15 protein-coding genes are annotated in these 15,526 nt (G+C 45.0%); 4 read left to right on the top strand and 11 right to left on the bottom strand.

Annotated elements, in window-relative coordinates; translation table 11 throughout:
• Positions 1-153 precede the first annotated feature (153 nt).
• The 6 genes from ACVBIK_RS17360 to ACVBIK_RS17335 all read right to left on the bottom strand — a co-directional run bounded on the left by ACVBIK_RS17360 (position 154) and on the right by ACVBIK_RS17335 (position 5,128).
• Complete coding sequence (locus ACVBIK_RS17360) at positions 154-819, bottom strand: response regulator transcription factor (protein WP_447161497.1); 666 nt, start codon at positions 817-819, stop codon at positions 154-156.
• A 299-nt stretch (positions 820-1,118) separates the two neighbouring features.
• Positions 1,119-1,880, bottom strand: a complete 762-nt coding sequence (locus tag ACVBIK_RS17355) for a CsgG/HfaB family protein (RefSeq protein ID WP_447161496.1) — start codon at positions 1,878-1,880, stop codon at positions 1,119-1,121.
• Positions 1,881-1,883: 3 nt separating this feature from the next.
• A complete protein-coding gene (locus tag ACVBIK_RS17350; protein WP_447161495.1) occupies positions 1,884-2,270 on the bottom strand; it encodes a curli assembly protein CsgF in 387 nt (128 codons plus the stop codon).
• A 10-nt stretch (positions 2,271-2,280) separates the two neighbouring features.
• Entirely contained in the window at positions 2,281-2,676 is a 396-nt protein-coding gene (locus ACVBIK_RS17345; RefSeq protein WP_447161494.1) for a curli production assembly/transport protein CsgE, read from the bottom strand.
• 377 nt (positions 2,677-3,053) lie between these two features.
• Positions 3,054-3,728 (bottom strand): single-stranded DNA-binding protein, encoded by a 675-nt coding sequence (gene ssb / locus ACVBIK_RS17340; RefSeq protein ID WP_447161493.1) that lies wholly within the window; start codon positions 3,726-3,728, stop codon positions 3,054-3,056.
• A 32-nt stretch (positions 3,729-3,760) separates the two neighbouring features.
• Positions 3,761-5,128, bottom strand: a complete 1,368-nt coding sequence (locus ACVBIK_RS17335; RefSeq protein WP_447161492.1) for an MFS transporter — start codon at positions 5,126-5,128, stop codon at positions 3,761-3,763.
• A gap of 265 nt (positions 5,129-5,393) precedes the next feature.
• Between ACVBIK_RS17335 and uvrA the strand changes: the two genes are divergently transcribed.
• From uvrA to ACVBIK_RS17315, 4 genes are all read left to right on the top strand, one after another.
• A complete protein-coding gene (gene uvrA / locus ACVBIK_RS17330; protein ID WP_447164250.1) occupies positions 5,394-8,237 on the top strand; it encodes an excinuclease ABC subunit UvrA in 2,844 nt (947 codons plus the stop codon).
• 18 nt (positions 8,238-8,255) lie between these two features.
• A complete protein-coding gene (locus ACVBIK_RS17325) occupies positions 8,256-8,570 on the top strand; it encodes a hypothetical protein (protein WP_447161490.1) in 315 nt (104 codons plus the stop codon).
• 62 nt (positions 8,571-8,632) lie between these two features.
• Entirely contained in the window at positions 8,633-9,592 is a 960-nt protein-coding gene (locus tag ACVBIK_RS17320; protein ID WP_447161489.1) for a M28 family peptidase, read from the top strand.
• A 226-nt stretch (positions 9,593-9,818) separates the two neighbouring features.
• Positions 9,819-11,705: a DEAD/DEAH box helicase gene (locus ACVBIK_RS17315; protein ID WP_447161488.1), complete on the top strand. Its 1,887-nt coding sequence runs from the start codon at positions 9,819-9,821 to the stop codon at positions 11,703-11,705.
• 172 nt (positions 11,706-11,877) lie between these two features.
• On the opposite strand, the gene ACVBIK_RS17310 is transcribed toward ACVBIK_RS17315, so the two are convergent.
• The 5 genes from ACVBIK_RS17310 to ACVBIK_RS17290 form a co-directional block, all read right to left on the bottom strand.
• Positions 11,878-12,861 (bottom strand): DMT family transporter, encoded by a 984-nt coding sequence (locus ACVBIK_RS17310; protein WP_447170178.1) that lies wholly within the window; start codon positions 12,859-12,861, stop codon positions 11,878-11,880.
• Between the two features lie 69 nt (positions 12,862-12,930).
• The gene (locus ACVBIK_RS17305; protein WP_447161486.1) at positions 12,931-13,194 is read right to left on the bottom strand and encodes a cysteine-rich CWC family protein; all 264 of its coding nucleotides are present in this window, start codon (positions 13,192-13,194) and stop codon (positions 12,931-12,933) included.
• 19 nt (positions 13,195-13,213) lie between these two features.
• Positions 13,214-13,576, bottom strand: coding sequence for a GFA family protein (locus ACVBIK_RS17300; protein WP_447170177.1), 363 nt, complete (start codon positions 13,574-13,576; stop codon positions 13,214-13,216).
• A gap of 69 nt (positions 13,577-13,645) precedes the next feature.
• Positions 13,646-14,698, bottom strand: coding sequence for a c-type cytochrome (locus ACVBIK_RS17295; protein WP_447170176.1), 1,053 nt, complete (start codon positions 14,696-14,698; stop codon positions 13,646-13,648).
• A 9-nt stretch (positions 14,699-14,707) separates the two neighbouring features.
• Positions 14,708-15,283, bottom strand: coding sequence for a c-type cytochrome (locus ACVBIK_RS17290; protein WP_447170175.1), 576 nt, complete (start codon positions 15,281-15,283; stop codon positions 14,708-14,710).
• Positions 15,284-15,526 lie beyond the last annotated feature (243 nt).

The raw sequence follows: 15,526 nt of genomic DNA, 5'->3' as shown, positions 1-15,526 counted from the left end.
GTTTAAAAACACTCGGATTTTGCCATCTTATAAAGATCGGTCAACCGATCAATAAACTGCTAAATGATCGGCATTAGAGCTTAGGCTCCCTTTCTTTTTATATATTACTTCAGTGTTAATTTAAGCCAGAAGTAACATTCCACTATCTAAGCATTAAGAGCAGAGTTCGAATTGGCTTTGGTAGGTTTGTGCCCAACGTAATAACTCAACCCTATTGCGTGACTGAGTCTTTCTAAAAATCGATGAAATATGTGCCTTAACCGTATGCTCACTAATGCAAAGCTGATGAGCAATCTCTTTATTACGTGCTCCACTTGATACGAGCTGAATAATGGTTCTTTCACGCCCAGTTAGCATTTGTAGCATTACCACCGTGTCTTGCAAAGATTCAGAGCCACTATCTAAACGCTTAACTAAGTGATTAAACATTTCACTGAGTAATTTTCTGTCGTACCACAGCTCATTGGCGACCATTTTGCGCAAGCCAGTTAATAGTAGATCCATTCCCTGATCCGCATACAACAAGCCCTTAATTCCCAACAGCATTGCAGCTTTAGGATCTAATGAGTCGCGCTCAACTTGGTATAAAGCGATGGGATACTGAGATACGAGCCTAGCAGCAACTAAAGGGATCCCTTTACTATCAAGGGCTGTACCTTTTTGAGCAACAAGATAGAAGCGATTACATTCTTTAGCCACCACAAGATCTGACGGCTTTTTGATTACTCTGGTTTTTAAACCAATCGATTCGGCTAAAATAGCCAAGTGACAGGGCGATGCGACCTGATGAATAAATACTAACTCATCGATTTTACTCATTGAATTCTCTCCGTGAATTTGCCAGTTCCCTGCACTATAGACAGTCAGTAAAGTAGACCCCTAACATGACCACCCCCTATGTCAGCAACAAGATTGCAACATTAATACCGCACAACGAAATAAATAGCCACAAAAACAGGTACGCACAAGCATATAGCCTGTAAATAAAATCATACACGGAAGATTAAACTGAATATTGGATATTAAATATGAAATATGAAATATTGATAGGCAAGATGAGCAAGAAAAATGTTTTCTTGCTCACTTAGCAGTGCATTTATTAACAAAATATAAAATACTTATGCGGCCGTCCAGTAGCCCATCTTAACGCCTTTATCAACAAGCTCCGATACCGCTAATTCAATCGCTTGTAGCACACAAAATTGTACCGGCTCATTGGTTGTAAAGCCGACTTCCGCTTCAGCTAAGCGGTTAAGGCTGGTAAAGCGGATCAACCCTGCACGCATTTCCTGAGAAAAGACTCGTTTTGTTGTCGACACTGACATCATGACTTTACCCGTATGTACATCAACAGCACGTAGATAAATGGTCACTTGATCTTCACGATACATTTCTGATGCGCCAATCCCGTAATACTCGACTCCAGCACCACCAGTACTGATATTAGTTTCATAACTAATAATGCCGCCCTCTAATAAAAGTCGAGCATTGGTTAGCTGAGGCACCTCGTCTTTTTTCGTCTTTACAGGTTGTTTTTTAGTAATTTTTCTCTCGGTTAATAGGTTTTGTAGCCCCTCTCTTTCAACCGGAGTGAACCACTTTGAATCAAGCAATGTTTGCACCAGCATAGACGTGGCACCTTGGGTGACAGCTGTCGAGAATGAGCTGACATTTTGCTGAGGCTTATACTGACCCGTTTGATCCCTAAAAGAATAGACCGCAACCGGGATTGGATACTTTGGTCCAGGCTTTGCCATTAAAGCCTGCATGGTTTCGCTAGTTGGATTAAGTTTAGCTTCGGTAATATTCAGTTCAGGCTTTGGAATAAGACTACAGCCGACCAAACCGAGTGCAACAATCAACGTGGTTAACGATTTCATCAGTTACCCTCCATATGTCGGCATTTCAATAACGGTCACTTCACCCGTAAGCAAGTTAGTTATCGTCAACATAACGCCACCACCAATTGATGCAACTTCAATTCTAAAATCGCCCGTGTCATAGGTGCCATCTGTGATTTCACCACTGGCCACACCACGCGTGATGGTGTTCATGATGTTACGTTCAAGGGACTCCTTAAAGCGGGTGACAAAATCTTTTTCGCTCGTACCGGCCGTATGGTCATTTTGCGCATTGGCCTTGTTGAGTAGATAAGAACCGTTCAGCGCAGAGCCACCAAAACTGGGATTAATTGGTGTATAAACCAGCTCTGTTGCTTGGCTAGGGCTCGCTAATAGCAGCCCTATGAGAATTAACATCCTGTTATTCATTATCGTTATCCTAGTATCCGTCAGAACCGTCTGCCAACTCTCCTGTAATCGCATTTGCCCTAACCCGAGCTAAATGATCGATTGTGAGTAAAATAGCCTGCTCTGCTCTTTCTTTTATTGGACTCGCTCTACGTCCAAAATGGGTTTTGTAGATGGTTATCCCATTCACCTCTAGAGTGAGTAAGGTACCCGCTTGTGGGAAGACCGTTTCATATAAAGTGACGTTAAAACCTTGAGTAAAAGGCAGGTCTCGCCAATAGCTTGAATAATAGAAGCTAAAATCTTTCCCAAAACGGGTGAGCGTTCTATCGATAACTAAGCCACTAATTTCAATATCGTTATCTTCAGCAGCGACAGGGAAAGTACAGCAGAAAATCAGTATAAGAATTGAAATTGTTTTCCGCATAACCAGTGCAACCCTTGGGTAGAATTTCTCATTTGAAAACCTGATAACAACACTTAGTCGTACTTAGTCGTCGCCATCCCGCTGCTATAATTTTGAGTTTTCTACACTAGCAGCTATTCCATCTATTTTGATGCCCAAAACGAGACTGTTTGCCACTGGAATATCAAAGGTAGAAAAAAGGCGTAGTACTTTTAGGTACGTTTGTAGAAACGCGAGGTATTAAATCAATGATAAATGTTCAAAAAAAAGCCCAGCATTTCTGCTGGGCTCAGGGATATTTATCTATATAAAAGTGTCAGAAAAAGAAAAACCCAATCAAATGACTGGGTTTAGGGTACTTATACTAGTTAATCTTACATAACTATAATAACTGGGATCTAGAACGGGATATCGTCGTCCCAGCCATCATCCAAATCTGGAGTGAAGTTCTGCTGTGGCTGCGGTGCTGGGCGCTGTTGTGGCGCTTGCTGAGGAGCCGGAGTAGACTGTGGCTTAGGTGCATAACCACCTTGCTGTGGAGCTTGTTGTTGCGGCGCAGCCTGCTGGTAACCACTCTGCTGAGCAGGTGCTTGTTGTGGCTTAGGTGCATAACCGCCCTGCTGTGGAGCTTGTTGTTGCGGCGCAGGTGCGTATCCACCTTGCTGCTGTGATTGCTGCTGGCCATAACCAGAGTTACCACCTTGTGCCGGAGCGCCACCGCTTTGGTTGCGACTACCTAGCATCTGCATGCTACCACTTTGATCGACAACAACTTCAGTGCTGTAACGATCTTGTCCGCTTTGGTCTTTCCACTTACGTGTTTGTAGCTTGCCTTCAAGATAAACTTGAGAGCCTTTACGTAAATATTCACCAGTGATTTCAGCTAACTTGCCGAACATCACAACACGGTGCCATTCAGTACGCTCCTGCTGTTGACCTTGTTGGTCTTTCCAAGACTCACTTGTCGCCACGGTAATATTGGCTACGGCATTGCCATTCGGCATATAACGTACTTCAGGATCTTGTCCTAAATTGCCCACCAAAATTACTTTATTGACACCACGACTAGCCATTGAAATCTCCTGCGACATTCATTAAATTTTTACTAATTGACAGAGCCTAACACAGCTCTGGCTTCTCTCAAATCGAAATGGTCATCTACTTTTAAATAAGCCACTTTCTCTTCGAGTACAACGATAGCTTCTGACACACCGGCCAATGCCGACAGCTCAGTAGCCATCACCACTGCACTCTGTTTATCGCTCACATTGGCTTCTAATGTGTAACTCTTGAGTAGCACTGGATTTTTCATTCCGAAGGTCAACAAAAACCACAGGCACATTAAGCCTAATGCGACCGCAAATACTCCAGATGCACCGACCAGCTGATAGGCGCCGCCGCCTAATAAACCACCACAAAATGCACCTAAGAATTGACTCGTCGAATAAACCCCCATTGCAGAGCCTTTATCACCAACAGGACAAAACTTGGCAATTAAACTAGGTAGCGATGCCTCAAGGTAGTTAAAACCAGTAAAGAACAACACCACAGCAATGCTTAATACCACTAAATTATTGGCAAACATCGCCATAGAGCCCAGTGCAACCATCATGATAATGAGGGCGACTTGGAACATGCCTTTAGTATTATTGCGCTTAACCCCAATAATAATCAGCGGCACCATCAAGAAAAATGCCCCCATAAAGGCTGGAAAATAGAGCATCCAGTGCTCTTCTTTGGCTAAGCCCGCATCAACCAAGTCTAGCGGCAGCGCCACAAACACAGCGGTTAATACCAGGTGCAAAATAAAAATACCGGCATCGAGTCTAAATAACTGCGGATCAAATAGCATACGCTTCAGCTTTTCAGGCGCGGCAACCGTATCCCCTTTTGGGGCCTGCGAAATCGGGTTAGGCACTAAAAGCTGCACGATAAGCATACCTAACAGCGCAAGCCCAGCCGTCATAAAGAATAAGCCTGACAAGCCTAAATGCTGCGCCACAATGGGCCCAACTAATAAAGACAAGGCAAACGAGAAGCCGATACACATGCCGATAATCGCCATCACCTTGGTGCGTTGCTCATCTCGGGTTAAATCTGCAGCCAAGGCTAAAACAGCGGCGGCAATCGCCCCCATGCCTTGCAAGGCTCGCCCGGCCACTACGCCATAGATAGTGTCGGCATTGGCTGCCACTAGACTGCCAAGAGCAAAGATCAGTAGTCCGATTAAAATAATCGGTTTACGACCAAATTTATCAGATAAGATCCCCATCGGGATTTGCAAAATCGCTTGTGTTAAACCGTATGCGCCAATGGCAATACCCACCCATAAAGGCGAAAAACCTTCTAAGTGTTGTCCATAAAGTGCAAATACAGGCATGATCATAAACAAGCCCATCATTCGCAATCCAAACACACTGGCTAAAGAAAACGCGACTTTTTTCTCTGTTTTGGAAAGTCCGTTGTTGGCCATGGCCCCGCCCTGATCAGTGACTTTAAATTGGTCGCGCAGTTTATCACGAAGTTTTTCAATAGCCCAAAAGTAAAAAGCAAAGATGCAAAGTCAAACCATCTTTTAAACACAGACTTCAGAAAGCTTTGATACCTAATGCCTTTATCTCGGTTTCTTAGAGAGATCTTGGTTCACTCCTACAATTGATAGCCAGTTCTGTCTATTTCCTGTGGCAATTTTGTGAGATACTTAACCACTTTTTTCGGCTTTGAGATCTGAACGCTAGATGGAAAATATTGAAGTACGTGGTGCTCGTACCCACAATCTTAAAAACATCAACCTAACTATTCCTCGCGACAAACTAATTGTCATCACGGGGTTGTCAGGTTCGGGCAAATCTTCTCTTGCTTTTGACACGCTTTATGCAGAAGGCCAACGACGTTATGTCGAGTCATTATCAGCCTATGCACGTCAATTCTTGAGCTTGATGGAAAAGCCTGATGTTGATCATATTGAAGGCTTAAGCCCTGCCATTTCCATCGAACAAAAATCAACGTCTCATAACCCACGCTCAACGGTGGGTACCATTACCGAAATCTACGATTATTTAAGACTGTTGTTTGCCCGCGTAGGTGAACCGCGCTGCCCAACTCATGGCAAGCCTCTAGCGGCTCAAACCGTTAGCCAGATGGTTGATAAAGTGCTTGAGTTACCTGAAGACAGCCGTCAAATGCTGCTTGCGCCGGTAATTAATAACCGCAAGGGTGAACACGTAAAGCTATTAGAGAGCCTATCAGCACAAGGTTATATTCGCGCTCGCATCGACGGCGAAGTCTGTGACTTAAGCGATCCACCAGAGCTTGATCTTCATGTTAAGCACACCATCGAAGTGGTCGTTGACCGCTTTAAAGTCCGCGGTGATATTAAGCAACGTTTAGCCGAGTCGTTTGAAACGGCACTTGAGTTATCTGGTGGCATAGCAAAAATTGCCTGCATGGATCCTGTTGAAGGTAAAGCTAAGCCTGAAGAGCAAGTTTTCTCGGCTAACTTCGCCTGCCCAGTATGTGGTTACTCAATGGCCGAGCTTGAGCCAAGGATCTTCTCGTTTAATAATCCCGCAGGCGCCTGCCAAACATGTGATGGCCTTGGGGTACAACAGTTCTTCGATCCTGAACGCGTGATCACCAACACTGAACTGTCACTTGCTGGCGGAGCGATTAGAGGCTGGGATAGACGTAATTTCTATTACTTCCAAATGCTCACCTCATTAGCCGACCATTATAAGTTTGATATCGAAAAGCCGTTTGAGCAGCTCAGCGATGATGTGCGTAAAATCGTGCTTTATGGTTCAGGTAATCAGAGCATTGCTTTTAGGTACATTAACGATCGCGGCGATGTTGTTGTTAGAAATCATCCTTTCGAAGGGATTTTAAACAATATGGACAGGCGCTACCGTGAGACTGAGTCAAACGCGGTTCGCGATGAACTAACCAAGTTCATTAATACTCAATCGTGCCAAAGTTGTGGTGGTTCACGCCTGCGTGAAGAAGCGCGTAACGTGTTTATTGAAGACTTGAATTTACCGGTGTTAACTCAATGGTCTATTGGCGAAGCCATGAACTATTTTGAAAACCTAGAACTTACCGGTCAGCGCGCACAGATTGCCGATAAAATCTTAAAAGAAGTCCGTGACCGCTTAGGCTTCTTGGTCAATGTGGGCTTGAATTACTTAAGCCTTTCACGCTCTGCCGATACACTTTCAGGTGGTGAAGCGCAGCGTATTCGTCTGGCTAGCCAAATTGGTGCAGGCCTTGTGGGCGTAATGTACGTACTCGATGAACCTTCGATTGGCTTACATCAGCGTGATAACGAGCGTCTATTGCAAACCCTTATTCACCTGCGTGATTTAGGTAATACCGTTATCGTGGTTGAGCATGATGAAGATGCGATTCGTATGGCTGACCATGTTATTGATATCGGCCCAGGTGCTGGTGTGCATGGCGGCCAGGTGATTGGCGAAGGTACGCTGCAAGATCTGCTCAACTGTAAAGAATCTATCACTGGTCAGTACCTTTCTGGTGAAAAGACGATTCACATAAAGACCGAACGCACTCAATACGATCCTGAAAAATTGATTGAGCTATTTGGTGCATCGGGTAACAACCTTAAAGATGTCGATCTGCAAATTCCAGTCGGCTTGTTTACCTGTATCACTGGCGTGTCAGGTTCGGGTAAGTCGACTCTGATTAATGATACTTTTTATAAGATTGCGCACATGCAACTTAATGGTGCAACGGTCGATGAGCCCGCTCCCTATAAAAGCATTGTCGGCATGGATCACTGCGATAAAGTCGTCGATATAGACCAAAGCCCTATCGGCCGCACACCGCGCTCAAATCCTGCCACTTACACGGGTATTTTCACCCCTATTCGTGAACTGTTTGCTGCAACACAGGAATCACGTACTCGCGGTTACCAACCGGGTCGATTCTCTTTCAACGTCAAAGGCGGTCGCTGTGAAGCTTGCCAGGGTGACGGCTTAATTAAAGTTGAAATGCACTTCTTACCCGATGTGTATGTGCCATGTGACAACTGTAAGGGGCAGCGTTATAACCGCGAAACCTTAGATGTGCGCTTTAAAGGTAAAAACATTCACGAAGTGCTGCAGATGACAGTTGAAGAGGCGCGTCCGTTCTTCGATGCGATCCCAGCCGTAGCCCGTAAATTACAAACCTTGATGGATGTGGGCTTGTCTTATATTCGTCTTGGCCAAAGCGCCACCACCCTGTCAGGTGGTGAGGCTCAGCGCGTTAAACTCGCCAAAGAGTTATCTAAACGTGATACCGGTAAAACCTTGTACATTCTTGATGAACCCACTACAGGACTGCACTTTGCCGACATCCAACTTTTATTGGATGTTTTGCATAGACTCAAATCTCATGGCAACACTATCGTGGTGATTGAGCATAATCTCGATGTGATTAAAACTGCAGACTGGATTATCGATCTTGGCCCCGAAGGCGGCTCTGGCGGTGGTACCATCTTAGTTGCCGGTACACCTGAAGAGGTTGCTGAACATACAGAGTCCCATACCGCGCGCTTTTTGAAGCCATTGCTTCAAAAGTCATAAGAACTACAGACTCGCTAAATGCATTTTAGACTTGTTTTTTTAAGCTTAGGCCTAGTGTTTACACTTGGCCTACTGCTTATCGCGGTTATTGATCCCCTATTTGGTAACTGCACTTTACATAAGGCACGAGTGATAAGTAGCGATCAAGAATCCAGTACTATAGCACTGCCAGACGGCAGCGTTGCTCGTGTGCCCGTAGGTAATCTAAAAGAGGAGTCTCTGGTTAACGTTGGCGCAAAACATCGCTTGTTCTCCCAAGTACCTGTTTACAAAATTAAAGCTATCGACCTACCTCAAACCAATAATAATGTCGTCCAGCAACTAAAAATCTAGTCGCTAGTTGCGCCCTTAAAAGCTAATCTCAATATATTGGTTTAATACTTAAGGGCAAATGGATGTTGCGTTTACTGTTATTAATAGCGATTTCAATCACGCTTATCTCTTGTGCTAACCAGCCAAGTTGCAATAAAGCACCAATAATCGATTGGGCCGATACCGCAACGATTTCCGCCGATATCAACACTCTGACCAGCTCAGCAATGTCTGGGCGTAAAACCGGAACACAAGGCGCGGCATTAAGCAGAGCCTTTATTCAAAACCGCTACCAACAGATTGGCCTTAGCCCCTGGCAAGGTCAGTATCAACATCCATTTCACTACCGCCGCTCCTTCAGCGATAAATTAGGTATCAACATGATAGGCTTCGTTGCGGCCAATAATGGCAGTAAGCAATGGCGGATTATTATTGCTCATTACGATCACTTAGGTGGCGATGCTAATCGCTATCACCCTGGCGCCGATGACAATGCATCAGGTGTTGCAGGCTTACTACAGCTTGCACAACAAGCAAAGAGCCAAGGCAGTGAGGTGAACTTGCTATTTGTCGCAACAGATGCAGAAGAGCCAGGGCTTTATGGTGGCTATGCCTTGGTCGAAGCGCTAAAATTGCCCGATACCACACCACAAATTAATCAGATTGAGCTAGCAATTAATTTGGATATGATAGGTCGTCCAAACAGGCATGATGCCATCTATATTGAAGGCTCTCGCCGCTTCGAATCATTCTCTAAGATGCGTAGCGCAATTACACAATATAACCAGATGTGCATTAGAACCCAGCACCCGAGAGCCTTCGACGGTTCGGCTATTGCCTTCGACTTCTTAAGAGCCTCTGATCATTACCCACTGCATAAAGCTGGAATACCTTGGCTATATTTTGGTGTACCGGCACACCGCGATTACCATCAAACCACCGATACTGCCGATAATTTAGATGTTAACTTTATTGCATCTGTTAGTGAATCAGCCTACCAACTGCTAAAAATTGATAGCTTACTGCTAAGAAATGCTCACTAATGTGAACAAAGAATGATTTATTGGTTAACGCAAGTACTTAATTGGCCTACTATTTGCTATGGAATTAGATAAAGAACTAAGGATTAATTGGTATTACCAATTGTAGCCTGCTATACTAGTCGGCTTACTGATACGTTTTCAGTGCGGGAAGTCGACACGGGGTTGATTTTCTGTCTTAAACATCGGCACATTCCAAGTGCTCTGCTATTCCACAAGGCTACAACCCATGTCATCCAATGAAAAAACTTTCCGCGAACTCGGTCTAAACGAGTCTTTAGTGCGTGCTCTTGACGATCTTGGTTATGAAAAACCAACACCGATCCAAGCCGCAAGTATCGAGCCTCTTATGGCGAGTAAAGATATTTTAGGTCAAGCGCAAACTGGTACTGGTAAAACAGGTGCTTTCGCACTTCCTTTGCTAAACAGCATTGATCCAAATACTAATGCACCACAAATTCTAGTGCTAGCACCAACACGTGAACTTGCCGTTCAGGTTGCTGAAGCATTCGCTAGCTACGCAAAATACATGAAAGGCCTACACGTTCTGCCAATTTACGGTGGACAAAGCATGCAACAGCAGTTAAATGCATTGCGTCGTGGCCCTCAAATCATCGTTGGTACTCCAGGCCGTGTTATGGACCATATGCGTCGTGGCACACTAAAGCTTGATACATTAAAAGCAATGGTACTTGACGAAGCTGACGAAATGTTAAAAATGGGCTTCATCGATGATATCGAATGGATCCTTGAGCACACGCCTAAGACTCGCCAACTAGCGCTATTCTCGGCAACTATGCCTGAGCAAATTAAGCGTGTTGCTAACAAATATTTAGATAACCCTGTTCACGTTAAAATCGCGGCAACAACTTCTACAGTTGAAACCATCGAGCAACGTTTTGTTCAGGTTTCTCAACACAACAAACTTGAAGCACTAGTACGTGTTTTAGAAGTTGAAAAAACTGAAGGTATTATTATCTTCGTACGTACTCGTAATAGCTGTGTTGAACTAGCTGAAAAGTTAGAAGCACGCGGTTATGCATCTTCACCATTACACGGTGACATGAATCAGCAAGCACGTGAGCGAGCTATTGACCAACTTAAACGTGGCCAACTAGACATCATTATTGCTACTGACGTTGCTGCACGTGGTCTTGACGTTGAGCGTATTGGACACGTAGTTAACTACGACATCCCATATGATACTGAAGCTTATGTTCACCGTATTGGCCGTACTGGCCGTGCTGGTCGTACAGGTATGGCGATTCTTTTTGTTACACACCGTGAAATGCGTATGCTACGCACTATCGAGCGTGCAACTAACAGCCGTATCGCTCCAATGGACGTACCAAGCCCTGAGACAGTAACTGAGCGTCGTCTTTCTCGCCTAGGTGAGCAAGTAGCTGAAATTATCTCTCAAGATTTAGAGTTCATGAAAGGCGCAGTGGCAACACTTTGTCAGCAATTAGAAGTCGATACAGACATACTTGCTGCAGCACTACTTAAGCAAGTGCAAAAAGATCGTCCATTGCAACTCCATACAATGAACGAGCGTCAACGTGATAGCCGTGATGACCGTAATTCACGTGACCGTGATGACCGTGGTTCTCGTGATCGCAATGACCGTGGTCCACGTGATCGCAGTGACCGTCCACGTCGTGAGTCTCGCCCAACACCTTCAAACCTAGGTGCAGCGGATTCATTGAAGGACAACCCAGATGTTAAGATGTGTCGTTACATCATCGATGTGGGTCGTGACAATGGTGTTGGTGTAGGTAACATTGTTGGCGCTGTTGCTAACGAAGCGAACATCGACAGCCGTTACATTGGTCAAATCCAATTGTTCGACCAAGTGACTGCAATTGACTTGCCAGATGGCATGCCAAAAGAAGTGTTACAGCACCTTAAGAAAGTGCGTGTTTGTGGTCGTCCACTAAACATCCGTGAAGCTGCTGGTGAGAAGTTTGAAAACACTTCAGGTGGCGATAGCCGTCCACCACGTCGCCCACGTACTTCATCAAGCGACCGTCGTCCTTCAGGCGACAGACCTTCTGGTGACCGTCGTCCTTCTGGTGACAGAAAGCCGCACCGTAAAGGTCCAAAAGACGCTGAATAAGTCTAACGAGCTGCAACCTCTGTTGCAGCCAAACTAGACATAAAGAAAAGGAGCCATTAGGCTCCTTTTTTGTTTTAAACCCTAACGTCTCTAGGTAGCACAAATAACCCAAGCCCGTTATAAAGAGCAAAAAAAGCCACACACCTTAAAGTAGCTTAATCATCTCAATAACTTAAGCTCTTGCTTGAACTTGCCTTAACGCCCTGTGTTTTTGCCAGATGGGAGACAGCTGCACCGCAATCACCGATACGACAATCATGACTATCCCAGTAAACGATAACGGGTCGATAAATGCCCCTTTTATCAAATCGCTCCACCAACCTAAACTCACTACCACCGCCGTTAAGCCTAAGCTGAGTACTGGAGTTAGTGCCAACATGGCGCTCACCTGCCCTGTAGGCCAGTACTTCATCGATTGCCCAAAACAGCCATAGGCTATCAAAGTGTTGATGGCACAGAAGATGGCTATCGCCCATTCGCTAGAGTTCATGCGAGCAAACTGGCTTAAGTCACTAAAAGGAGCCATGGCAAAAATACCAAAGAAGTAGATAAACAAGAGAATGTTATTCGGCGATAAGCGTTTAATCATCGACTTTTGAATTAGCGCATAGCTAGCCCAAGACAGCACTGAAAACTGAACAATCAATACCCCTTTCCATACTTCTGACGACCCAGATCCTGACAAGTCAGAGTTTGAAAAGCCTAAATAGGGATGAAAGAACATCAACATGCCTAAAGCCAGTGTGGCAAAGCAGCTAAGTTGTATCGCATTTAGGCGCTCTTTAAAAAATAACACACCACCAAATGCGAGAAAGAAAGGCGCAGTTTGAAAGTTAAGTTGAGCAGAACCAGGCGCCAGATACTTAAGCGAGTAAACAAAAGAGACGTAGTTAAAAATTAACAACACACCAGCCAGAACCAGCTTGAGCCAAGACCGCTTATCGAGCCCCTTAAATTGTTTGATGCTGCCACTGAAGTATTGAATGGCAAAACTGACCACTAGGGCAACCAAAAAGCGGAACCACGTTAAGGTAACGGCATCAATAAATTGACCAGATAACTTAAGTGCTATCGGCAAAATGCCCCAAAAAAGTACGGCGACTGAAATAAAGATAAAACCGAGTTTAAACTCTGAGCGCTGAGTAAGCGGATCCATGGGATATGGCTCGTTGCAGGAATAGAAGATCGCAAATAGTGCCTCATTGATCCCTATCGGTCTAGTGGGCTAATCGATTCTCTTATAGAGATGACTGTCTTTGTCTTGCAGCGCTTTAAGCTTCAGCAGACAAGACTCACAAATACAATCAGTTCCAGTTAAACTTGCCAGCTCATCCGCGGCTAAAATATGCGTTAATAAACGCTTATCTGGAAACTCTTGTTTACTGCACCAACATTGCTCTATACCTGTACCAGTTTGCGCAGCACAATGATTAAATCCCTGACATAGAGGGCAGCGATTATCGCTATCGAGTGGGGCTTGATGACTCATTGAGGTGAACTCACTAGTGTTAACGGTCTGCAGGATGGTTAATTCCATCCATTAGCGGGATATCGCCAAGATTATAGGGGTTAATCCCCTCAATACAAGCCACGTTCACACCAAATTGCTTAGGGTTTGAGCGGCGTTGGTGATGAGTATAGATCCCACAGATCCGACAAAAATAATGCTTCGCCGTTAACGTATTAAACTGGTAGAGCGATAATTTCTCAACCCCCTTAATAATCGTTATACCGTCGAGTGATGCTGACGTAACCACCGCTCCCCTTCTGCGGCACATAGAACAATCACAACGGCGCAAGTCTACAAGGCCATCCGGTAAATTCAGTTCTAGCTCTACTTCGCCGCAATGGCAACTGACTTTATATTGCATCGTGCTCTCCCTATAATACAAAGTCAAAGCGGGCTCAAATCTCGAGCCCTGCAATGCTGAAGGTGAGTATTATTCGCCTTTTTTAGGGTTATTGATAAAAGATTTGCTACCTAGTACCGCTTGCCCATCAACACTCTGACCATAGTAACCTTGGTGCATATGGTACTCTTGTTTCAGCTTGCCAATATCGCCTTTAAAACGTGGATCTTGTGGCCGCTCATGAGAGTTAATATAGGCCGCGACATCCCAGGCTTGTTGATTGGTGAGCTGAATACTCTTACCAAACGGCATATTTTCGTAGATGAAGTAAGCCGCAGTATTTACTCTATGCATGCCAGCGCCCCAATTAAAGCTCTGCGGCCCCCATATTGGCGGTAGAGAATACACTCCTGCAGTCTCATAGCCTTGACCATCTACATTGTGGCAAGACTGACAGTGAGCCTGGTAAACCGCTTTTCCACGCTCGGGCGAGTAAGCTTGCTCTGGTGCCGGAATTTTAGGATAGGCTCTGCCTGGCAAATTGGCGCGCTGCTCAAGTGTCATCGCATTTTTGACCGCCGCAGGGAATGGAAAATCATCGCGCTTACCTCCCTTTAATAGCTCAGCATCACTTAACTCTGGTACCTTAGCAGAAAGACCCGCCATATCCATTAGCCCCCCCATCCCCAACCAATAAGAATACGCAGACAAGGCAACTAAGTCTTCGCTGCCCGAAGCTGGCGGCTTGCCATTCATAGAATAAGTAAAGCAGCCTTGGAGACGATCTTGATAGGTATTCACTTTGTCGTTTTTCTTACGATAGGCAGGATAGGCAAAGTAAGCTGCCCATATGGGAGCGGCGTTCGCTTTACGACCCGCATCCATATGACAGTTTGAGCAATTAAGCTCATTACCTACATATTGGCCGCGCATCTGTTGTGAGTTAACAAAAAGCTGATAACCTCGGCGAACTTTGTCGCCAAATGCGCCTTGTGGAATACTCGTCAAAGGACGTGGAACCAGGTATTGCTGGCCCTCTTTTTTGGCTGAGGCATCAAGCTCTGCTTGCTTATCGGGTAACGTTTCAGCTTGAGCAGCAAAATTAAAGGCGAGTAAAAGCAAACTTAATTGAGCTATTTTCATGGTTTGCTCCTATTTCAATGTGGCAAAATATTGTGCTAATGCGTCAATTTCGGCAGCTGTGAGCTTATCAGCAACGGTGCCCATCACGTTATCCTGATCGCCACTGCGCGTACCATTTTGCCAGGCTAACAGCTGACTTTTAAGGTAAGAAGCCTGTTGACCAGCTAAACGTGGAAACTCAGCAATGCCTAGACCTGATGGCCCATGACAAGTCACGCAAGCTGGAATAGTACGACTCCAATCCCCTTGGTAAACGAGCCTCTCGGTAGTGTCCGTATAACTCACTATCTCCCCTCTAATGTGCGGAGTTACTACAGGAGCATCTTGCGCTGCAAAGTAATCGGCAACCTCTTTAATCGCTGGGCCTTGAACTGTCATCGCCATCGGTGCCATAGTCGTATTTTGTCTTTTACCAGATTGAAACAGTACTATTTGGTTCACAATATAGTCTGCTGAAAGGCCGGCTAGCCTCGGCCCTAGTGGCTCAACGCCTTGACCTTGCGGGCCGTGGCAGCTACCACATAACGCTGCCGAAGGCGGCATAGCAGCGTAAGTTGATGAGCTCAGCATCAGTAAAGATGCCATTATTAATCCACTTTTCATTATCATACCTCACTGTTTTTTATATAAATAACAGTAGCAGCTTTAGCTAAGATTACTCACTGTAGATTGAAAAATATCATAATAATATGACAGCGAGGCTCTAGAGTGCGGCAATATGCTGCGCCACCGCCTCTTATCACCAGTAAGTGATAGCGAGCAGACAGCTTTCATATGCATGAATAACAAAGCTCAGAGAAAGCTTGCTGTAAAACTTAACGCTCTAAT

The organism is Shewanella sp. 125m-1 (assembly GCF_052977065.1).
Note: the sequence above shows the minus strand (reverse complement) of the source record. Positions and strands in the feature narration are given on the sequence as shown.